This window comes from Prosthecobacter sp., assembly GCF_044236155.1.
Classification (GTDB): Bacteria; Verrucomicrobiota; Verrucomicrobiia; order Verrucomicrobiales; family Verrucomicrobiaceae; genus Prosthecobacter.
In genome coordinates this window covers 31,266-50,022 of record NZ_JBIIHA010000024.1, presented here as the reverse complement: position 1 = coordinate 50,022, position 18,757 = coordinate 31,266, and the positions used below count along the sequence as shown (strand labels likewise).

At 57.9% G+C, this 18,757-nt stretch carries 18 protein-coding genes and 1 CRISPR repeat array (1 of these 19 running past the window's edge); of the genes, 1 reads left to right on the top strand and 17 read right to left on the bottom strand.

Features of this window, described 5'->3' with window-relative positions; translation table 11 throughout:
* A CRISPR array of direct repeats spans positions 1-1,766; the repeat unit is 36 nt; unit sequence GTCTCCAATGCCTTTCGGCGGGGTGGTCGTGGTGAC (it extends 842 nt beyond the left edge of the window).
* A 172-nt stretch (positions 1,767-1,938) separates the two neighbouring features.
* The 17 genes from cas2 to ACILSE_RS17920 form a co-directional block, all read right to left on the bottom strand.
* Positions 1,939-2,226, bottom strand: coding sequence for a CRISPR-associated endonuclease Cas2 (cas2, locus tag ACILSE_RS18000; RefSeq protein ID WP_395718814.1), 288 nt, complete (start codon positions 2,224-2,226; stop codon positions 1,939-1,941).
* 27 nt (positions 2,227-2,253) lie between these two features.
* Positions 2,254-3,285 (bottom strand): CRISPR-associated endonuclease Cas1, encoded by a 1,032-nt coding sequence (gene cas1 / locus ACILSE_RS17995; RefSeq protein ID WP_395718813.1) that lies wholly within the window; start codon positions 3,283-3,285, stop codon positions 2,254-2,256.
* Positions 3,282-3,848 carry an AAA family ATPase gene (locus ACILSE_RS17990; protein ID WP_395718812.1) on the bottom strand — a complete coding sequence of 189 codons (567 nt, stop codon included), beginning with the start codon at positions 3,846-3,848 and terminating at the stop codon, positions 3,282-3,284. The genes cas1 and ACILSE_RS17990 overlap by 4 nt, the downstream gene beginning before the upstream one ends.
* 50 nt (positions 3,849-3,898) lie before the next feature.
* Positions 3,899-4,744 (bottom strand): DUF5336 domain-containing protein, encoded by an 846-nt coding sequence (locus tag ACILSE_RS17985; protein WP_395718811.1) that lies wholly within the window; start codon positions 4,742-4,744, stop codon positions 3,899-3,901.
* A 9-nt stretch (positions 4,745-4,753) separates the two neighbouring features.
* Positions 4,754-5,707, bottom strand: coding sequence for a viperin family antiviral radical SAM protein (locus ACILSE_RS17980; RefSeq protein ID WP_395718810.1), 954 nt, complete (start codon positions 5,705-5,707; stop codon positions 4,754-4,756).
* A gap of 79 nt (positions 5,708-5,786) precedes the next feature.
* A complete protein-coding gene (locus ACILSE_RS17975) occupies positions 5,787-7,235 on the bottom strand; it encodes a putative CRISPR-associated protein (protein ID WP_395718809.1) in 1,449 nt (482 codons plus the stop codon).
* Entirely contained in the window at positions 7,232-7,612 is a 381-nt protein-coding gene (locus ACILSE_RS17970; RefSeq protein WP_395718808.1) for a hypothetical protein, read from the bottom strand. Before ACILSE_RS17970 ends, ACILSE_RS17975 begins: the two co-directional genes overlap by 4 nt.
* Positions 7,613-8,075: 463 nt before the next feature.
* Positions 8,076-9,164, bottom strand: coding sequence for a CRISPR-associated ring nuclease Csm6 (csm6, locus tag ACILSE_RS17965; RefSeq protein ID WP_395718807.1), 1,089 nt, complete (start codon positions 9,162-9,164; stop codon positions 8,076-8,078).
* A gap of 26 nt (positions 9,165-9,190) precedes the next feature.
* Positions 9,191-10,411, bottom strand: a complete 1,221-nt coding sequence (locus ACILSE_RS17960) for a Card1-like endonuclease domain-containing protein (protein WP_395718806.1) — start codon at positions 10,409-10,411, stop codon at positions 9,191-9,193.
* A 63-nt stretch (positions 10,412-10,474) separates the two neighbouring features.
* Complete coding sequence (locus ACILSE_RS17955; RefSeq protein WP_395718805.1) at positions 10,475-10,726, bottom strand: hypothetical protein; 252 nt, start codon at positions 10,724-10,726, stop codon at positions 10,475-10,477.
* Positions 10,723-11,856: a type III-B CRISPR module RAMP protein Cmr1 gene (gene cmr1, locus ACILSE_RS17950; RefSeq protein ID WP_395718804.1), complete on the bottom strand. Its 1,134-nt coding sequence runs from the start codon at positions 11,854-11,856 to the stop codon at positions 10,723-10,725. The genes ACILSE_RS17955 and cmr1 overlap by 4 nt, the downstream gene beginning before the upstream one ends.
* 17 nt (positions 11,857-11,873) lie before the next feature.
* Positions 11,874-13,286 carry a type III-B CRISPR module RAMP protein Cmr6 gene (gene cmr6, locus ACILSE_RS17945; RefSeq protein WP_395718803.1) on the bottom strand — a complete coding sequence of 471 codons (1,413 nt, stop codon included), beginning with the start codon at positions 13,284-13,286 and terminating at the stop codon, positions 11,874-11,876.
* Positions 13,283-13,684: a type III-B CRISPR module-associated protein Cmr5 gene (locus ACILSE_RS17940; protein ID WP_395718802.1), complete on the bottom strand. Its 402-nt coding sequence runs from the start codon at positions 13,682-13,684 to the stop codon at positions 13,283-13,285. The genes cmr6 and ACILSE_RS17940 overlap by 4 nt, the downstream gene beginning before the upstream one ends.
* A gap of 26 nt (positions 13,685-13,710) precedes the next feature.
* A complete protein-coding gene (gene cmr4, locus ACILSE_RS17935; protein ID WP_395718801.1) occupies positions 13,711-14,550 on the bottom strand; it encodes a type III-B CRISPR module RAMP protein Cmr4 in 840 nt (279 codons plus the stop codon).
* A gap of 56 nt (positions 14,551-14,606) precedes the next feature.
* Complete coding sequence (locus ACILSE_RS17930; RefSeq protein ID WP_395718800.1) at positions 14,607-16,007, bottom strand: type III-B CRISPR module-associated Cmr3 family protein; 1,401 nt, start codon at positions 16,005-16,007, stop codon at positions 14,607-14,609.
* Complete coding sequence (gene cas10, locus ACILSE_RS17925; protein ID WP_395718799.1) at positions 16,004-17,713, bottom strand: type III-B CRISPR-associated protein Cas10/Cmr2; 1,710 nt, start codon at positions 17,711-17,713, stop codon at positions 16,004-16,006. Before cas10 ends, ACILSE_RS17930 begins: the two co-directional genes overlap by 4 nt.
* 256 nt (positions 17,714-17,969) lie before the next feature.
* Positions 17,970-18,299, bottom strand: coding sequence for a hypothetical protein (locus tag ACILSE_RS17920; RefSeq protein ID WP_395718798.1), 330 nt, complete (start codon positions 18,297-18,299; stop codon positions 17,970-17,972).
* Positions 18,300-18,373: 74 nt separating this feature from the next.
* Here ACILSE_RS17920 and ACILSE_RS17915 point away from each other — a divergent pair, with 74 nt between their 5' ends.
* Positions 18,374-18,736 carry a helix-turn-helix transcriptional regulator gene (locus tag ACILSE_RS17915; RefSeq protein ID WP_395718797.1) on the top strand — a complete coding sequence of 121 codons (363 nt, stop codon included), beginning with the start codon at positions 18,374-18,376 and terminating at the stop codon, positions 18,734-18,736.
* The last annotated feature ends 21 nt before the right edge of the window (positions 18,737-18,757 follow it).

The following is an 18,757-nucleotide window of genomic DNA, read 5'->3' as shown; positions in this document are numbered from 1 at the left end:
TGTCCTTGGTGTCTCCAATGCCTTTCGGCGGGGTGGTCGTGGTGACAACTCGCAGAGGCCCGCAGAGGGCGGCAAACCGCAGTGTCTCCAATGCCTTTCGGCGGGGTGGTCGTGGTGACTTCATATCTCGCCACGCTCCTACACAGGAGCAAATCGAGTCTCCAATGCCTTTCGGCGGGGTGGTCGTGGTGACTTCATATCTCGCCACGCTCCTACACAGGAGCAAATCGAGTCTCCAATGCCTTTCGGCGGGGTGGTCGTGGTGACCCGTTGACCGGGTCCTTGCCTGCGCACGCCATCACGCGTCTCCAATGCCTTTCGGCGGGGTGGTCGTGGTGACGCTGATGCTACGTTTGAGGCCTCCTTTCGGCTTGGGTCTCCAATGCCTTTCGGCGGGGTGGTCGTGGTGACTAAAAGACTGCAAGAGCAGTTGGAAAACGCACAGTCTCCAATGCCTTTCGGCGGGGTGGTCGTGGTGACTACAAAACAATATCAAAGCAGCTAAGGCTTACATGTCTCCAATGCCTTTCGGCGGGGTGGTCGTGGTGACTTTCCCACGTTTGAGGCGTGGGACGCCCCAGAGCAGTCTCCAATGCCTTTCGGCGGGGTGGTCGTGGTGACCTCAGTCTCTTCTGTCTGAGCTCAGCGCCTTCAGCGTCTCCAATGCCTTTCGGCGGGGTGGTCGTGGTGACAAGGACAGGCCGCTGTGATCAAGCTGCTCAAAGCGGGTCTCCAATGCCTTTCGGCGGGGTGGTCGTGGTGACACGGAGTTGGTCACGGCCTAAACAAAACAAGGCGCAGGGTCTCCAATGCCTTTCGGCGGGGTGGTCGTGGTGACGCGCGATATTGCGTTTGACGAGTTTCTGCAATTAGAGTCTCCAATGCCTTTCGGCGGGGTGGTCGTGGTGACTAAAAAATAACATTAACGTCAATGCAGCTAAGGCTTGTCTCCAATGCCTTTCGGCGGGGTGGTCGTGGTGACGAGAAGCAGGCTCGGGAGAAGGAAGAACTGAAGGTGGTCTCCAATGCCTTTCGGCGGGGTGGTCGTGGTGACCATTTGTGCCTTTTTCTTACGCCAAGCCGGAGGGGTCTCCAATGCCTTTCGGCGGGGTGGTCGTGGTGACCGAGCGAGCCGAGCTGAAGGCAAAGGTCAGCGACGTCTCCAATGCCTTTCGGCGGGGTGGTCGTGGTGACCTTTTAGCTACCATTACAACAAATTCAGACTCTTTGTCTCCAATGCCTTTCGGCGGGGTGGTCGTGGTGACGGGAGAAGGAAGAACTGAAGGTGAAGGTCAGCGAGTCTCCAATGCCTTTCGGCGGGGTGGTCGTGGTGACCTGCAATATGCGATCTATGAGTTTGAAGCCAAAGGAGGTCTCCAATGCCTTTCGGCGGGGTGGTCGTGGTGACGCGGCGCAATCTGAACAGAAATAACACGAAAAGCCGGGTCTCCAATGCCTTTCGGCGGGGTGGTCGTGGTGACCAGAAATCCTGAGACTTACCCTAGCTGGGATTCCACGTCTCCAATGCCTTTCGGCGGGGTGGTCGTGGTGACTCCAGCTGATCGACACGAAGAAAAAGGCCAGCAATGGTCTCCAATGCCTTTCGGCGGGGTGGTCGTGGTGACTCAAAAGAAAGTTCTGGCACCGGAACGGCTGGAAGTCTCCAATGCCTTTCGGCGGGGTGGTCGTGGTGACCTTCACATTTGCACCTTGGTCTTACGCCAAGCCGGGTCTCCAATGCCTTTCGGCGGGGTGGTCGTGGTGACGGCACCCTTCTGAAGGTGTTGATAATTAAAGGATTGGCAACCGCGTTTTCGTAACCTCCCACTTGGCGGACGGTCTGAAGCATTTGGTGGCAATGAAAGGTCATCTCATCTGAGGGTAAGGTGCTGGCAATCAGTGATTTGGAGCATTCGTAACCTTTTGTCCGGTGCTGGCTCACCAAATGATAAGCGCAGCATGCTCCACCGGAGCTTGCGAGCCGAGACGAGCCACTTTCGCCGAGCATGTCCCACATAGAGGGTAAATCCTCACGCTGTCCTCCGCAGAATCAATGCGGTTTTCAATTTCCGCGCAGACCACCGGCAATCTCAGCGGTGGGAGTTCGAGTTCGAAAACGGACATCTGCACACGCAGCCCCAGTCCTTCCAAGTAGCGGGCAAGCCTAGCGCGCCGCCGGTCACCCGCAGGCGAGGATGGCATGTCGTAAGTGACGAGGTACAGCATGGTGCCTGGGCGTGGCATGGAGTGCAATCACCGGCGGACCTGATCCGGGTCGAGGTGATATGGGATGAAATCCGCCAGCGTGCCTGATGCTGCGTGCGAACGATAGCGCCCGGCCTCCCTCTGCATGAGCATCCCTGGTGCAGTGAGCAGCTTCCCTGTGCCGAAGGCCTCGTCACATTCCTTTGCCCAGTCGATAAGAACTTTGAGGACTGCTTCACGACCATCGGGGGTGATACGCACGCCATTGGCAGGACCGTCAGGCTGATGAAAATGCTCTTCCCTGAGCACCCCCAGATTCAGAAGCCGGAGCATTAGCCTGTCGGCCAGAGCCGGGCGGAAAGGCTCGATGATGTCGAGAACCAGCGAAGGCCTGCGGGCCTCCGTGCCATGAATACAGCCGACATAGGGGTCGAGCCCTTCGGCCTCCACACATGCCAGGAGCTGGTTGGCTAGGACAGCGTAGCAGTAAGAAAGTACGGCGTTTCCCGGATCAGCGGGCGGGCGGCGGTTTCGCCCGGTAAAGGTCAGCCAGGGAGTGCGCAGCATTTTCCCAAGGGCCTCAAACCAAAGGCGCGCCGCGGAACCTTCGACACCCAGGAGGCTCGGGATATTTCCGACTTCAGCCACTTGATTCCGATGGCGTGTGATCTGCCTTCCGATCTCGGCGAGCCTGTCGTCGCGATAATTACTGAGATAACGACGCAGGACACTGTGGCAGTTGGCAAGCTTGGCGTCGATCCAACGGCGAGCCAGCAAAAGGCGCAGAGCGGGATCAAACCAAGCAGCGGCCTGTCCAAGCCTGGCCGCCGGATCAGGCTGCCATGGAGCGACGAGCCGCGCCTGCACACGTCCTTCCTTGCCAAGAAAAGTGACCGGGATCCCGAGTGTGCCGAGGCGGTCCAGCGCGGTACGTGTGATCTCCACCCCATGATCGACGATGACCTGCTCGATCATGGCGGGCGGGATGCGGCCGAGCCGCCGTCCCTTGCTGCGCAAAGTGAAGTGAGAAGTGTCCACAGCGAGCGTGGTGTCCGCATCACGAATGTAGATGGTTTTCATTGTATGGCGCGCAGCATGGGCTGCTCCGGTTGATTTGAGGCAAGAAAACCAAGGATCTTCTCCACAACATCCAATTCCCCAAGTGTGTCGGTGTTGACAATCATCCGATACTTGGCCGGGTCTGTGAAATCAAAGCTGTAGGCGGCCTGGAGCCTGCTCCGCATCTTCTGATTGCGTGCCCCGATGGTTTCACCCGTCTCGTCTTTTCGACTAGCAACACGGGAGGCGGCGACTGAATCCGAGACATGGAGGAAAAAGCTGGTTGCCCAAGGAAAGAAATGGACCCCAAGACGATGGTCGACCACCAACCCCTGACCGATCTTGTATCGGGCCAAGATGTCATCCACGAACCAGCCATCCAGTTTCCTGTCCAATTCGGGATGAGCTTTGCAATAGTCTTGGAATTGATTGATGTCCATGTCGTGGTGATTCCTCGCATGGTCACGGCTGAAGTTTCCCATCGACACGAATTCGTGGCCGAGCAATCGTGCGAGATGCCGGCCGATCGTTGTTTTTCCGGAGCCGGCATTGCCACTCAGAATGATGAGTTTGTGGATGTTCATGGCTTGGGTTATTTGATGTTGAAAAAATCCCGACGTGTGTGAATCGGCCATCACTTGATGACCGGGCGCAGCTCAAGAAGCTCTTTTTGGACTTCGAATTTGACGGTTTTTGCCCCCGGCAGTTTTTCCTTGATCGCACCTAACAGGCGCTTGATGTCTTCACGGTGCTCCCAGCATAGCTGCGCAGAACGCGCTGCGGCGACCAAGGCTGAGACTGATATGACGACTGTCCCGGCGAATCCCAAGGCGACGCCGAGGGCGGACACGAGGGCGCCGGTGACGCTGATTGCTGCCCCAATCAAGCCGCCGACGATCGCCAAGCAGGCACCAGCGTAGGCCGTCTTCGGATTGCGTTTAGGTCCGACCATAGAACCAAAAGTGGCCAGCAGACCGATGACGGCCGAAGCACCCATGACAGTTCCACCCATGGCAGCTATGGCCCCGCCGGCTGTGGCCAGAGCCCCGCCGGCCGCAATCGCAAGGCCGCCTGCAGCAGCCCCGATGGTGGCACTGGTGTACGGATTCCGGCCCACGAATGACTGGGCCTGTGACACCCAATCTTCACTGTCAGCAGAGTCATGATGCCTTGAGGAGTGCTTTCCATTTCGGACCTTGCGCGGCTGCCCATCATTTTTTCGCGCCCAGGTCCCCGAGGCATGGTTACGAGGCGGCGGGATGACCTCCACGTCTTCATTTGCGCGGACTGTGCGTTTTCGACTGGTGCCACCTTTGGCTTGGCGTGGTTGGTCTCCATCCACTGCCGAATGCTTTGGCAGGTGCGCGCCACACTGCACACAGAAGGTTGCCATGTTCCAAGCATGCTCAGTGTGTCCCCATCCGCATTCGATGCAGTAGCGATGGAAGCGACGTGAATTGGATGTGCGGTGATAACTCATGACGCAGTGTTACGAAGGCTGGTGGTTGGCATCCAATGTGAGGACATCCGCGGTTGTCGGCATGGTCGATTGGGAGAGGAATTCATAGCTCCCGCCACGCGCTTCGAAGGTGGCGCGGTCAAACGAGACCTGTGCAAAGGCTTCCTCGATGCCTGCCTCGAGAATCGACTGGCTGTAGGTGTGGTGTCCCGCGCTGGAGTCAAAGAAACGTCCTTGCGGATCAATCATCGCATAGCTGCCGCGGATGCTGGTGACCGGTTCCGGCACGACGCGAATGCCGGCGGCCTCCACACGCGGCTGATGGCGTGCCACGAAGGCATCGAACTCCGCACGAGATAGGGTGAGTAGATCGATGTGGGCATCATTCTGCCCTTCCACAGGCATGACCTGCAGCACCTTCCAGCGGGCGATGCCGCTGTCGGCTATGAAACCGCTCATGTCTTCGCGGCAGTTGATGCGGTTGACCACCGTGTTGATCTTGGTGCGCAGGCCCAGCACGGCTGCGTCCGCGAGAATTTGGGCGTACGTCTCCGCACTGAGGGGCTGGCCCTTCGAGTTGTGTCGGCCCATGGCCCGATTCGTCTCCTCGGCGAGGCTGTCGATGCTCACGGTCAGCCAGTCCAGCACCGGTGCCAGGCGGCGCAGATACTCCGGCGTGCAGCGGGAACCGTTCGTCACGAGCATCGTCACGAGGCCGCATGCCTTCGCATGGCCGATGAGTTCCGGCAGCCACGGGCAGAGCGTCGGCTCGCCACCCGCGAAGGTCAGCTTGCGCACCGTCTTGCCGGACGGTAGCGGCGCAGCAGCCACCGCCTCCACGATACGGAACATCTCTTCCTTTGAAAGCTTGACTCCGCGAGAAGTGGAATCTTCGTCAAACGTGGCGTAGCACCCCTTGCAACGGAAGTTGCAGTTCTTGTTGAGGTGGTAGTTGACGGCTTCGGGGAGGAGGTAGGAGTGCATGCAGACTCTCTACTTTCATTCCCCAGCTTAGGCGCTCTGCAGGATATCGCGGGATGTCATCCTGAGCAGGGAGCAAAGGCTAATCGTCTTCTGACGTATCGGCCTGCATCTGTGAGAGCCGAAACTTGAGCTTTAGTTCTTCATTCTGCTGTCCAAGTCGCCCTATGGATTTCCTGAGCTCGGCATTTTTTTGCAATAACAGAGCATGCTCCTTTCGAAGTTTCTTAAACTCAGGCCCCCTTTCAGATGGACCACGAGAATCAGCCGACTCATTCTTTACCGCATTCTGTGCATGGCCATCGACGTCGCTCTTTTGCAACGTGCTCTCGATCTCTTCGATGGGAGTCCATCTGACCGTTGAAGGATCATCGAACAAGCCTTGGCTATTGCTGCTGCAGGCAGTCTCGGCGTCACGCGTATACGTGTGCCCCGCTCCCCATATACGATTGATGAGCAGGGCGCCGTCCTCTCTTTCCTTCCATGCCACGTAAAAGTCCCCTGCCGCTGCCTTCCAAATGTGGAAGATGGGGCGGTTGCCCTGCTTGTTCAGATTGGTAAACTCTCTCTCGTGATCCAAAAGACCGCCATAGGCACCCCGCTTCTTGTTAAACTCCTCGACTAATGTCGGCAGGCTCTGAATGCGCTTTCGAATTGCATCGGAATTGTGAACCTCGCCGAGAATCTTCAACGCATCCGAGGAGAGGAGAATCGGCTTTGTTTCCAGACCTAGGAATTGCGCGAACGCATTGGGCTCGACGTGGCCCTCGGAAATTTCAAACAGCCACGGATGAGCAAACACGGACTCTCGATCCTGTGCGGTTAGAGATGACAGCTCCGGGTGGCTTCGCACCTCGCGTGCTAGGCGTCCCAGATCGGCCATTTCATCAGGGGCGAGCGCCACCGGAATGGGGGGAATGATGTGGAGCGTCTGGTTGTCCTCATGCAGATACGCAGTCGGGAACTGTAAAAAGGAGCCAGCCACGTAGCCAAGGGACGCCATGATCTTGTAGCCTCCTTGCGGTGCAAAGCACGCGTACGAGGCGTCCAGGTGGCGCAGTTCGTTGACAACTTTGTGCATGAACGCCCCAAGCCCCTGCTTCAAACGCACGGGATCACTCGTGTCGAAGCTGTCCACCTCGCGCAAGTGGCACCGGCACTCCAACAGTTCCTCCATGAGCGATTTGACGGCCTCTGCGGCTAGTCGCCCGTTCAGAGTATCGGTGTGGAGCAGAACGACGTCTGGCTTTCCGTGAAGAAGTCCCTTTCTGGCTAACGCGGTGAGAAGAGAATACTCTGCACTGACGTCCCGCGGACGTGCCCGGGCGTCTTGGATACACGATTCCGAAACCGCCAGTTTTCGAACATGTGCGGCGGCGTCTTCAACGGCGTGACCTTCGGCCAGTTCCGGATTCTGCTTTCCCGCAACGAAACGAATCGGACCGGGATTAATGCGCAGCAGTTGTCCCAGAATATTACGTTCGCTAATGGCGGAAATGCCTGACGTGATGATGACGCGGCTGAAATTCATGGAGAGGTCTGCACGAATACAACGCTCAGCACCTGCCAGCCAAGAATATCTTCGCTGCCGACTTCTTTTCCAATCTCGGGCCGGAACCCGGCACGGTAGTCGGGCGAGAGCAGCCAGACTTGGTCGAATGACTGACCTGAGAGTGAGGGCAGGCATTCGGCATCCAATGTGAGCGCGGGGCGGTTGTAGGGCGGCGTGGGATCGTAGCCGAGTATGTGTCGGGCAACGGTCAGCGTGTTGGCATGCCCCCAGAATGAGATCAGTCCTCGAGCCGCAATTTCGGTGCGCAACTCCTCAAGTGGGCGTGGTTCGATGACAACCCTGCGGCGAACAAGGCTGAGTGGATAAGAGTTTCCGAGAAGAACCGGAGTGTTCATGAGGTGAACATCTCATTTTAACTGCCATCCGCCACGGGTGGAACATCGGAGGACATCCTCCCATTTCACGCTCTTGGCGCGAGAGGGCATTGATGATTTACCTTTGGTGCCATGCGATTGTTCGGCCTACTACCTCGAAGGCAGTCTCGTGGTCGTTGCAAGAAAGGTTTAAGCCATACAAAGGCGCGGCATTTGAACTGCGGTATGCGTGGTGTGTGCATGGGGACGATGTTGCCCAGTGTCCGCACAACTTCGCTTCATCGCTTCAGACGTCATCCGTGGGTGTCAGGATTTGGCAACTGAATGAGATGCCGACAGACCTCCAGCTTGGAGAGTCGGACAGGCGAATCCCAATCGACGGGCAATTATGCGCCAGACAAATGCAACGAGATACAGTAACGAAAGTCTACATCAAGGACCCGCTGGGGATACGGTTTGTGAAGAGTTGTGTAACGAACCACCGCTAATCCCGAAGTCTGAGAGTAAAGGGAGGAAAGGTCAGTGACCGTTTCGGAATCTCCCAACCAGTCTTCTTCATCGTAGTGCGCAGGTGGTTGAGTTCGTGGCGGATGTCATCGCTAACCACAGATTTGGGACGAACACCGATGGGGATACAATCGGCATTTTTTAGCCAGTGATTCATATCGTTTGCAGCTTCCGGCTGGCCAATGGGGGTGAGATTCTGATTTTGTTGATTGAGCAGAAAATGAAGTACCGCCAGCGCTTTTACCCGCATCGAAACAGGCTGATCATCAACCCAGAGACATTTCTTGCGATATCCAATCTCGATCAACCGAGGACGCTGGGCATCCTCTTTGATCTCCCGGCTAAACCTGCGCACGAGACCGCTAAAGCTGCCTGGCATGTTCTGTAGATCCTCAAACCGGTTCCGCAGGGGCACAAACGGAACGTCTGCCAACTGAACTAAAGCCTTTGATGGCGCGTGCTCCTTGCCCTCGCGATCTTTGATGGTTGTTCCGGGTTGGCTCGGGAAATAAAACCCTGGCATGGTTTCATACGGCGCGCTGACCAGCACATGCGTGAGCCTGTCGTGTTCACGTCCGATCAAGGTGACTGCAGCATGAAGCAATGCGCCCATGGTCTTGCGACCGCCAGCAATGCTGGCCACGAGACGGTTGTCCGGATTCTCCACAACTCGGCGTACTTCTTCGAGGATGAAACTGGCAGCGATGTCGTTTTCCTCCTGGGTCTGGATGTCTTGGAGCGGCTGAAGCATGCCGGATTTATGGTCGGCCTTGCCGATGACACGGGTGTCCTCCGCGATGAGTTCATCGTCTCCCGCATTCAAAGCCGCACGTAGTGCCTCCCATGCCGTCTGGCCACCCAAGGCTGGCAAATTCGTAAACAACTGCTGCTTTAGCTTTTCATCCCCGACTGCGGTCGTGATAAACACCACGCGTCGTGGCAGGACGCGTGCCTTCTCCTGAGCCAGTGCCCACACGGTCTCGGTGACGATGGCGGGTGAGAGGCCGGTGACGGCAAGTAGAACAGTTTGCTGCTTGGTTGGTTTGATGGAGCGTTTTGTGGACATGGCGGCAGTGGATGAGAATGGCGGATTCAAGCAAAGGGGTCGGTACGGGTCAGATCAGAGGGCGAGAGAAGTTTGATGCCGAGTTCTTGCGAACGTCTCTGCACAGCAACACCTGCCGCTCCGGACGGAGGGTGGCATACCGCGATCCACCGGCGGGTAAACTGCCCTCCGATGGCTTTGGCACGAGAATCGAACTCCTCCAAATGACTCAAAAGGCGGTTCTTTCCCGCACCGCCTCGTTTGCACGAGACACAGACGGCTTCGACCCCATCGATGGCAGTGAGATCCTCTTCAACACGCGTGCCGCTCTGTTGGGTCACTTCCGCTGACCATCGAAGATCACGAAAACGACCACTGCGATCCATCGCATCCGCCACCACGACTTCCCACCAGCCCCCCGTCAAAAATGCCAGCGTTTGCTGAAGCGGGCCGACGGCTGAAAAGTAACCCGGAGTATTTGGATTGTTCACGAGTTGCTCGAGATCATTCCGGTTTGAATCCATCAACATCGCAGCAGAATCACTCGCTTGACGGACGAGTCCGGCATCGACCAATAAAGGTAAAAGAGTTGCAGGTAGTGTAAAAGTACGGTCAATCAAAGCCAGCCACCCGGCGGAATCACGCGGCTCGTTTCCGTTTGGAAGAAGTCCTTTTTTTCCGTGAAGACTTTCGTGAGCCAACTCTTCGTGCTCCGGGTGCTCCAGCAGATGTATGGCCGCCGCACGAAGGGAATGCCAGTCACGACCCGAGCTGATAGAACGATGTCCATTAGCGGCAACGATGACATCGAGGTTGAGGATGTTGGCAAGGTCCTGGAAAGAGAATCCCTTCCCCACGAGCTCATCCAACCCGGGACTGCTTCCGCCATTTTCGAAGCGACGCTCTGCGGTGTCCACGTAAAAGCTGGGGCATTGATCCTTGGCGGCCTGCTCATAGGCACCGATGGACATCAACTTGGTGCCGCCGGTAAAGTTTAATACGGGCTTCATGGAGCGCTCCCGCGCGAGCCGGATCGCACGTTCAACGGCGCGGCCGGATTCGCGGATGGAGGGCATCGAAGAAAGCCGCACGTTCTCGTGTAAAGGGGACACTCCAGCCGCCTTGGCAGCATCGAGAATGCGAGACGAACGGTGCGCTGTCTTGTCCGTTGTGAGATGGATCACAGCAGCAGGCTGCAAGGCCAGCAGCGGCAGAAGATTCGGCATCGTTTGCTCGCTGATGAGCTGAATGAGGGTAACGGGGTGCATGAAGGTGTTTGTAAAGGCGACTGGCAGTCGTGGGTGGATCAGGATGTCTTTATGTCAGCCAAACTAACGACGATTGCCAATCGCCGCTACTGACAGGATGTCCGAGGATGTTTCAGGGGGTAAGCTCTCTACTGCCTCTGTGCCCAGGTCCTCGATCAAGAGGCCGAAAAGGTGGAAGCGCTGCGTGTCATCCCAGAAGATATTGCCACAGATCAACTCCATCTTCTCCGGCATCTCCGGGTGGTCAAACCGCTCCCGGACCTGCTCGATGGGCAGGTCTGCAGGCTGCGGAGTGAAGTGCCAGGGGATGGTCATGGGAATTTTTTCAGGCGGGCATCGCCTTTCATGGCGTTGTAGAGGTCTAGAGAGACTTGGCGTGACTCAGTGCGCTTTCCTTCTTGAAGATGGACCTCCTCACCAGCTTTCCATTTTTTTGCATCAAGGAAGATGACCAGTGAGCGCCAGTCTGTGTCTGAGACTTTATGGGGGCGGAGAAGCACAGGCGAGGCAAAACGACCTTTGGCGGCGCCTGAGTTCTTCTCCCATTTTGCTGTGCGGCCGTCGCTGAAACGCTGGACTATTGGAAGGCCCAAAGCTGGGCGATATGTAGTCTGATCGGCAGTTCCACGATGATTCAGGAATTCATATCCTCGATCATGATCGTTCTCAGCACGAGTGAACCCGGAATTATGCGGTGGATGCGGGGGCCGTGCTCTCGCGTGGTCAATCTTGCGACCATGAGATCTCCAATCCCGCAGCCATGAAGCAAGGTGTTTGATGCAGTCATCAGGTGACTTTTGCGTCCCTGATATCTGGCGAACGTCTATCGCAGCGTCGTTTTGAAACCTCGCTAGAGCTTTCGTCAAAGACTGGACGGAGTTATCCAAAGCCAAGGCTCCCATCGCACGGCGGCTGCGAAAACCGATAGCGCCAAGATGGCCGAAGACGGTCATCAAGGCATCGAGATCATCCTTCAGGGAAGCTTGTCCACGCCATTGGAGGATCATGTCAAAACACGGGAGCTTGGCTGGCTTGATTCCCGTGGTGTCAAAAACACCCCGGCTTTTATCTTCCACTACCCGTCCAGTCTGCCTGTCGATCTTCGAGCGTAGCGGAAATAGCAGGTATCCGCGTTCGGAAACCGGTAGTGCCGCCATGCCGTCAGCATCTTTCGATGAAGTGCAAAGCCCGTCCTGCGCCAAGATACGCAGATGAAGCAGGCCCGTTCTCCCTCCATTTCCAGCAGCCTCTCCGAAGATGAGAGATTCCTGCTTGTTCACGTCTGGAAGAGTCGCTGTCAGCGATTTGAAACCGCCAAGCACACGGAACCACCAGCGTAGTTGCCCTCGAAAAGTGGAAGCTCTCAATTCTGCTGACTGGCTTGGTTCTGCACCACCATTGAAACACGGGGTGATGATCTGAAAGTGATAGGTAAGTCGAAGCATGGCGGATGAGAATGAGATTAGTCTGGCAACTGCCTTGCATACAGCCTAGCTAGCTCTTGAAGCGCAGTGATGATCTTGGAGTTCGGACGAGATTTTTCGGTTTCATAAAGCTGCCGATCCTTTTGGGTGAGATGCTCCAAGAGAGCCAGATGATAGCCTGGAACCGCTTCAGGTGCTGGGAGCTTCGGCCACCACTTCTTATCAACTGTAAACTTGTTGATGACGGCACGCAGTTGGTCTGGGCGGAGGCTTTGAAGCGTTTGGATAACGGACGCATCGGGCAGAATGCTGCGAAGGGCATAATTGGCAGCTTCGGCTTCGGCTTCAGCAGCTTTCTTTGCCGTCTCTGCCGCCTTCTTTGCAAGTTCCTCCTTCTCATGAGCTAGGTCTGGGACTTCAAACCACCCATATCCCGCATTCGTCTTGGCCCCGATGCCGAAGGTTTCCAGACCGTGGGCGAGCCAGCGGCGGGCGTGGGTGAGATGGCTGTCTTTGGCGCGGCAGGTGGGGTGGAGGAGGAAGGCCCAGGTCTGGCCGGGGGCGATGGCGGGGAAAATGACCGGCACGGGTTCTTCGGTGTCTGGGGCGTCTTCGTAGCCTGCTTCCTGGTTGTAGTATTTCGGGTGGTGGCAGGTGATGACATCCAGATCAATGCCGGGGTCTTTCTCCCAAGGGTAAGCGGGCAGGAAGGCGATGGTGCCGGCGAAGTGGGGGAGGCTTTTCCAAGGCTTGGCGGCATGATCGGGCTTGGGCTCAAGGTGGAGATGCTTCAACAGCTTGGGAACGACGGCCTCGCGAATCTGGTCCCATTGCGTGTCACAGGCCCAGGCGAAGTCAGGGCGCTTTTCGAGCCATTTCTTCTCGCTGTCGAAATCATCCCGTCCCTGCCATTCAAGGTCGCTCCAGCCAAAGACGAGGGCAATTTGAAGCAGCATTTCGGCGGGGTCCTTGAAGTCCTGGATGACGGGAGAAAGAATGTTTTGGGGATCCTCCGGTTGAAGTTGGCCGATGGTCCACTCCTGGAGGGCGGCGAGGGCGAGGCGACGGGCGCAACCTTTCACAGCGCTGCCGGGGATCACGGGCAGGCCGCTGAGGCGGTCTAGGCTGAGACCGCCATTTTCAAACACGCCGCCGGCCATGTTCATCAAGAGGCGGCTCTGCTGGCGGGCAAAGAGCAGGCGCGGAGACTTCTCTTTTTCCGGCCCGGCTAGGTCGAGGGCGAAGCTGCGCCAGCTATTGAGCTTTTCCGTGGCCTTGATGGAGCCGTCTTTAATGGCGGTGGAGGTTTGGCGGCGCCAGTTCTTATCGTCTGGTCCGCTGGGGAAGTCGATGTAGCGGCTGGCGGCGAGAGTGCGGGCAGCCTTCCTGCCTGGTGGTTGCTTACCAAGCTCTGCAATCACGGCTCTGGTGCTTGGAAGGAGATGAATCATGGCTGGAGGTTGGCGAGCGGGGTTTTGACGAAGCGTTTCAGATAGCCGAGGAAGGCCAGCGCTTCGTCGGTAGCGCGACGGAGGGTGTGGGCGGTGGCAGGCTGGTTGCGGGGGCCATTCACCTGACTCGAGAGGTATTGCAGGAGCCACTGGGCATCGGAGGCTCCGCCTCCGACACGCTCGCAGATCTCCATCTCATGCAGGTGAAAGGCGATGGCATCGCCCACCCGCTGGTGCTGTCCTTCTTTCTCCAAACTATAGGCAAGACACGCGAGCAGGCCGTTGTTGATGATGAGGCCGGGATAGCCGGAGAGGCAGTCCCCCTCTCCCGGTTGCTTGCGGCAGGCATGGGCGCGGCTGAGGGCGTTTTCGGCGCGGCGTTGTTCGAGGTTTTCCATGGCGTTGGGTGTCCGGGTGGAAGGTTTCAGGAAAGGTGGGTGGAACAAAAGCCGAGGCCGGTGGTGGCATCTCCGCCGATCTGGAGGATGGGCGGGAGCTTACCCCTGAGCTTGTCGTGCGCACCCCCACGGAGCTCGGTGAGCACGCTGTAGAAGAGGGTGTCGGCAGGGACGTTCTCCTGGTTGAAGAGCTTGCCATCATCGGCTGTGCCGGACTCATCATTGATGGAGACGTGCTGGGCCACTTCGCAGGCGGTGCGGGCGAAGTGCGCCATCATGTCATCGCTGATCAGGCAGAGGTGGGTCGGATGCAGGTCTCTCCAAAGTGGGTCGGGAATGGCGGCCGCGAGGTCGCCCCCCGGAGCAAAGGCTCCTTGGTGATCCATGGCGTAGTCTTCGAGGACAATCTTGCCGCCTTCCGCGAGTGTGGCCGCGTCCCCATAAATGTCTGATCCAGCGGGCGTGCCCGGCAGCGTCACGGTCTTTCTTGTGGCCTGCTCCCACCGCTTCAGGAGCAGCGGGCTGGTGACCCAGGCGAAGCAGCCCTTCGCACTGCGCACGGGAAAAGCCAGCAAGCGGGCCTCACCGATGGAGAGATCGCCGGATTTATGGGCCTGCGTGGGATCATCCTTGACCACCTCGTGATCCTGGCGGCCAAAGAGCGCGGTGCCTTCATCGCTACGCAGCCCTTTGGCACGGTCTTTAAGAAAGAAATCGGCAAGCACCCCTTTGAGTGAGCTGCCGGGAATGACCGGAAAGCCAGTGTGACGCTCGCGAATGACGGGCTGGTCGATGGCTCCGACGGAGGCCCCGGCACCGACGTGGAGAGGAGTGCGGGTGAAGAGGTGGAGGATACGGGTGTTCATTAGATGGAAAGGGGGAAGTTTGACTGCTAAGTGACGTAGGTGTAATCAGAAGGATATCAGGTAGTAGGAAGGTTACCGGAGTGGAACTGCCAGGTGCCGCAGACGCCGAGACCGAAGCCTTTTTCGCCAAAGAGAGTGGAGCGGCGGTTGCGGATGGTGTTAAAGTCATCCTTGCCATGCCAGTTCAGGGCGCCGGCGAGCTTGGCAGCGGCGTCCTCGCTATCGCAGGTGAAGTAATAGACACTGCCTGCGCCAACGGCGAGGTGGGTGGGCTTGGGTCCGCCCTCGGTCCGGTCAGGGTCTGTGTTGTTCGGCAGCGCGTAGCCAGTGACGGGGACAGGTTTGCCAACCACAGCACCGACGAGGGTGGCAGGTATGACTGGCTCGGATCGGACACGCTGCCGCCAAGCTTCGCGGCTTTCCCGCTCGCGCCGGGACGTGTCGCCTGCTTTCAGCAGAACCGCACCATTTTGCTGGCAGATCCAATTCGGCAGCCAGCCGCCAGGGTGTGCGGTGATTCCTTTGGAGGGATCTGCCTGAATGGCCGGAAAAATGGCCGGACTCAGCAGCGCCCACTTCACCAGCCAGATGTCCTTTCCTTCAGGATCTTGGCCTTTGAAGCCGCCGCATTTGCCCTTGGGCAGGGGCACGGCGGATCGATGATACGCCTCAACGGTGCAGAGACGCTGCTGACCGCCGACGATAACCGGAGTCCGGGTTCCAGAATTGGGGAACAGTACAGGAATGAGGTCGCGCTTGTCGTTGGGGTCGCTGTTAATTTTGTCCCGGGCTTCGGCAAGGAGGCCGAGGCGCGCATCAGGTTTAAGACGGAGGTAATGGGCTGAGTAAAAGCGCTCGCCGTCCTGGGTGCCGGTGTCGGTATTCATGCCGATACCGTAGCTGAACTCAGTGTCGGCGAAGTCGGCGTCCTCGTGAAACTCGGGCGCGGCATTGTTGGTGGAGGTTCCGAGGTAGTTTTCCCATGCGGCGGCGTTCCACCACGTGGATGGAGCTTTTTTGGTGGGACCGTTTTCATTGGCCAAAGCGTAGCGAAGAGGCTCCGGGAGGCTGGACTGGTCGGCGCTAAAGCCTTTGGCAAGAGGGAGCAGCGTAGCTGCGGCGCAGTCGTTCCCGCCCTTGTCCAGCCCTGCATCGAGCGGGCGCGGGAACAGCCACGTCCTGCCACCGGACAGCACGGGATAGGGGCCTGCGGTGATGAGGGAGCCGAATTTGCGCACATCGGTAATGCGTTCGCCATTGCGACGGTGGTGATCGTGGCCATGCAACTTGCCGCCGAGTTTTTTTTCGAGGTCGGCACGGTGCAAGGCAGCATGGACGGCGGCATTCGTGACAGTAGGGAGTGGCCAGGCGGCGGCATGACCGCTCAGGCTGCCGCCCATCGGGCGGCCATCGCGGAAGAAAAGAACATCGGTGGGCTGAAGCAGGAGCGTGTTCATGCGGGGGAGGCGGGTTGCTTTTCAGCAGGTTTGGTGCGGTCGGCAAAAGCGACGGTGGTGCAGAGGTTGATGACGGCGTTCAGGAGTGTCTGAGGCTCCTGTGGCTGAACGTGGTTCAGGTAGGTTTGAAGCGGTTCCTTTAACCCGCGGGAGAGCTCCTTGGAACCCTGCTGAATGGCAGCGTGGGTGAACTCGCGAAGGATGAGGTCTTTGGTCGCAGCAGCATCAATGGCGTCTTCCTGCTTCGAAAGGCCCGTGGTCTGTGTGAGGTAGGGCGAAAGAAGCTGGCAGACACGGTGAGGGAATCTGCCTCTGAGGCCATCAGGCTTTAGGAGCGCGGCGATGGCCTGATAGAGCGCGAGGCCTCCCTTGTCCCACTGAGCAGTCCAGTGGGAGATTTCTCCACTGCGCTTCATCAAGGTGACAGAGACCGCGGGACGCGGGCCATCGTTCTTCGCGCGCTTTTCGGCGCGCTGTGCTTCACGTATCAGATCCTGCAAGGGCGAGTGAATGTGGGCGACGGCGATGCCGGCGGAGGCATCGGGCTTTTTGACGGTGGATGGTGTGTTATCGGTGGCGTTGCAAAAAGCCGCGCGCAGTGCTCCGGCCACCTCTAGCGCGGTGTCGGCGGGCACAAGACATAGGACATCATCCCCCCCCGCATAGATAAGCTGGCCGAGGGGCACCTGGGCTGGGCGTCCGCACTCATCTCTGCCGGGCACGAGTGCTTCGACGATGGGGCGAACTCGGTTCATGGCGAAATCAGAGAGCGCGGCGCTAAAATCACTGTGGTGATCTTCGAGGCTTTTGTCGCTTGGCAGGAATTCGCCATTCACCCACTTGCCAATCGAATCGCCATCGAAGGCAATGGCGGCGATGTATTTTTCTCCTGCTTGCTTCTCTTGGGCGGGGGCGTTGTCGTCTAATTCGGTTCTGCGGGCGGCAATGGCTGGGATGGAGCGGATTTCAAATTCTCTGGAGCCTGTTCTGAGGTGATGCGTTTCTTTGAGATAAGCCAGATGCCAGATACGCTTGATGATGGCGATAGCTCCGAGGTAATCCGGGTGTTTGAAAAGGAAGTTCCACTCGCCTTTGATGTTATCGCCTAGAACCAGAGCCTCCTCTCTGCCGCTGAGGCTGTCTTTCTCGGCCATGAGCGATTTGTCGTCAGCACTTAATGCCGAGTCCCACGCTTTGAAATCCCGGGTCTGGCGCACGGCGTCGAGGTGCCAGCCGTTGTGCTTATAGGCGTCGGCGTAATCGCCCATGAGTTCAGTGATTTGCCAGGAGACGGACAAGTGGCGATCCACCTGGGCTTGAAAGCGTCGTCTACACATGGATTCCGGCAGGCCGACTTTTTCGCGCTGATTCCAGACGGCATCTGCAATGGTCTGCCATTCGCGACGGATGGCTTTCTCGATCTCCTTTGCCGCATCGACTGCGTTACCTGGAATCCATGCGATGAAGATGTTTGGCAAGTTGGGAATCAGAATGCCATCAGCGCCGGGATCGAGGGATTGAGCAAGCAGCGGCTGGCGTTGGCGAGCAGGGAAAATGAGCCTGGCGTCTTTTGGGAGAGCTTTGATCCCTGCCGCCACCAGCCAGCTCAAAAGATAACTGCCGCTCCACAGATCACGCGTGCTTCGTGCCTGGGCGATGAACTCTTGAACGGGACCGATCTGGAATTTCAAAATCGAATTGGGCATGGCGGCATTTTAGTAAGGACCCAATGATTAGCTCAAGCAACTTCTGCAACCATTAGACGGATGTCCGCGGATGTTCATGTTTGCGCGAATCTCGCTTCATCTACTCCGATTTTTAAAAAGGAAATCTATTCCCGTGATTGTCCGTGTCCTTGGGCATGGACCCCACCACGCGAATTCCATTCAAACGCGAATTTGTGCTTTCCACTTTCTCGCAAACATCGTTGGATCTCCTAACCTTCAGTTTTCTCACCGGCGATCAGCGGGCAAGCCGCTTCACGTTCTTTCTCGTGTTCCGGTCCGGTCTGAGGAGGAAGACGCGCCAGCCAGGCAATACGGCATCCAAGCATTTTTCCAGGTTGGCATTGAACCCGGCCGCACTGGTTTTGGCGGCCGTTGCCCAGATGCCGCCCTCGATCTCAATCAGCACAAGAGCCTCCAAATGCGCAAAATCGGCCCTGCAACGCCGCTCGTGATGGAAGCGGTATTCTCTCACCAGTTCCGGCCCGCTGACGTGCTTCCAGAGCATTAGGAAGCGTTCTTCGAGGCGGGAGGGAGATTTGGGAGCACGGTAGCGCAGGCGGGGCATGTCCTGCGCGGGGAGTCAACGAGCCGAAAAGAATCGCATTGACTTGGGGTGAGTGTGTAGCACATACTACACACATGCCCAAGCCGCTTTCCTTTGGCCAGTTTCTTCGTGAGTCCCGAGAGTCCAAAGCCGCCAGTGACCGCGAGTTCTCCCTGCGCAAGGTCGCCGAGCGGGTGGGCATCGAACCTTCCTACCTCAGCAAGATCGAACGAGATGAACAGCCGCCGCCTGGGGAGGGGGTGATCCGGCAACTGGCTGTCGAGCTCGCCGAGGACCCCGATGTGCTGCTCGCCCTCGCGGGCAAGGTGTCCTCCGACCTGCTGGCGATCATCCGCTCACGCCCCCGCCTTTTTGCCGACCTCATCCGGCAACTCAAGAACCTGCCAGACCATGCCGTCCTCCGTCTCGTGCGCGAGGTGCGGGATGGAACCTGGTGAACACTCCAACCCAACACCACC

What these genes read in the sequence shown, in the direction of transcription:
- ACILSE_RS17915 (WP_395718797.1), top strand. Translation starts at nt 18,374, where the DNA reads ATGCCCAAGCCGCTTTCCTTTGGCCAGTTTCTTCGTGAGTCCCGAGAG.
- cas1 (WP_395718813.1), bottom strand. Translation starts at nt 3,285, where the DNA reads ATGAAAACCATCTACATTCGTGATGCGGACACCACGCTCGCTGTGGAC.
- ACILSE_RS17985 (WP_395718811.1), bottom strand. Translation starts at nt 4,744, where the DNA reads ATGAGTTATCACCGCACATCCAATTCACGTCGCTTCCATCGCTACTGC.
- ACILSE_RS17980 (WP_395718810.1), bottom strand. Translation starts at nt 5,707, where the DNA reads ATGCACTCCTACCTCCTCCCCGAAGCCGTCAACTACCACCTCAACAAG.
- ACILSE_RS17955 (WP_395718805.1), bottom strand. Translation starts at nt 10,726, where the DNA reads ATGACCATCCCCTGGCACTTCACTCCGCAGCCTGCAGACCTGCCCATC.
- ACILSE_RS17940 (WP_395718802.1), bottom strand. Translation starts at nt 13,684, where the DNA reads ATGGAAAACCTCGAACAACGCCGCGCCGAAAACGCCCTCAGCCGCGCC.
- csm6 (WP_395718807.1), bottom strand. Translation starts at nt 9,164, where the DNA reads ATGTCCACAAAACGCTCCATCAAACCAACCAAGCAGCAAACTGTTCTA.
- ACILSE_RS17930 (WP_395718800.1), bottom strand. Translation starts at nt 16,007, where the DNA reads ATGAACACGCTCCTGCTTCAGCCCACCGATGTTCTTTTCTTCCGCGAT.
- ACILSE_RS17975 (WP_395718809.1), bottom strand. Translation starts at nt 7,235, where the DNA reads ATGAATTTCAGCCGCGTCATCATCACGTCAGGCATTTCCGCCATTAGC.
- cmr6 (WP_395718803.1), bottom strand. Translation starts at nt 13,286, where the DNA reads ATGATTCATCTCCTTCCAAGCACCAGAGCCGTGATTGCAGAGCTTGGT.
- ACILSE_RS17920 (WP_395718798.1), bottom strand. Translation starts at nt 18,299, where the DNA reads ATGCCCCGCCTGCGCTACCGTGCTCCCAAATCTCCCTCCCGCCTCGAA.
- ACILSE_RS17990 (WP_395718812.1), bottom strand. Translation starts at nt 3,848, where the DNA reads ATGAACATCCACAAACTCATCATTCTGAGTGGCAATGCCGGCTCCGGA.
- cmr4 (WP_395718801.1), bottom strand. Translation starts at nt 14,550, where the DNA reads ATGAACACCCGTATCCTCCACCTCTTCACCCGCACTCCTCTCCACGTC.
- ACILSE_RS17970 (WP_395718808.1), bottom strand. Translation starts at nt 7,612, where the DNA reads ATGAACACTCCGGTTCTTCTCGGAAACTCTTATCCACTCAGCCTTGTT.
- cas10 (WP_395718799.1), bottom strand. Translation starts at nt 17,713, where the DNA reads ATGCCCAATTCGATTTTGAAATTCCAGATCGGTCCCGTTCAAGAGTTC.
- ACILSE_RS17960 (WP_395718806.1), bottom strand. Translation starts at nt 10,411, where the DNA reads ATGCACCCCGTTACCCTCATTCAGCTCATCAGCGAGCAAACGATGCCG.
- cas2 (WP_395718814.1), bottom strand. Translation starts at nt 2,226, where the DNA reads ATGCTGTACCTCGTCACTTACGACATGCCATCCTCGCCTGCGGGTGAC.
- cmr1 (WP_395718804.1), bottom strand. Translation starts at nt 11,856, where the DNA reads ATGCTTCGACTTACCTATCACTTTCAGATCATCACCCCGTGTTTCAAT.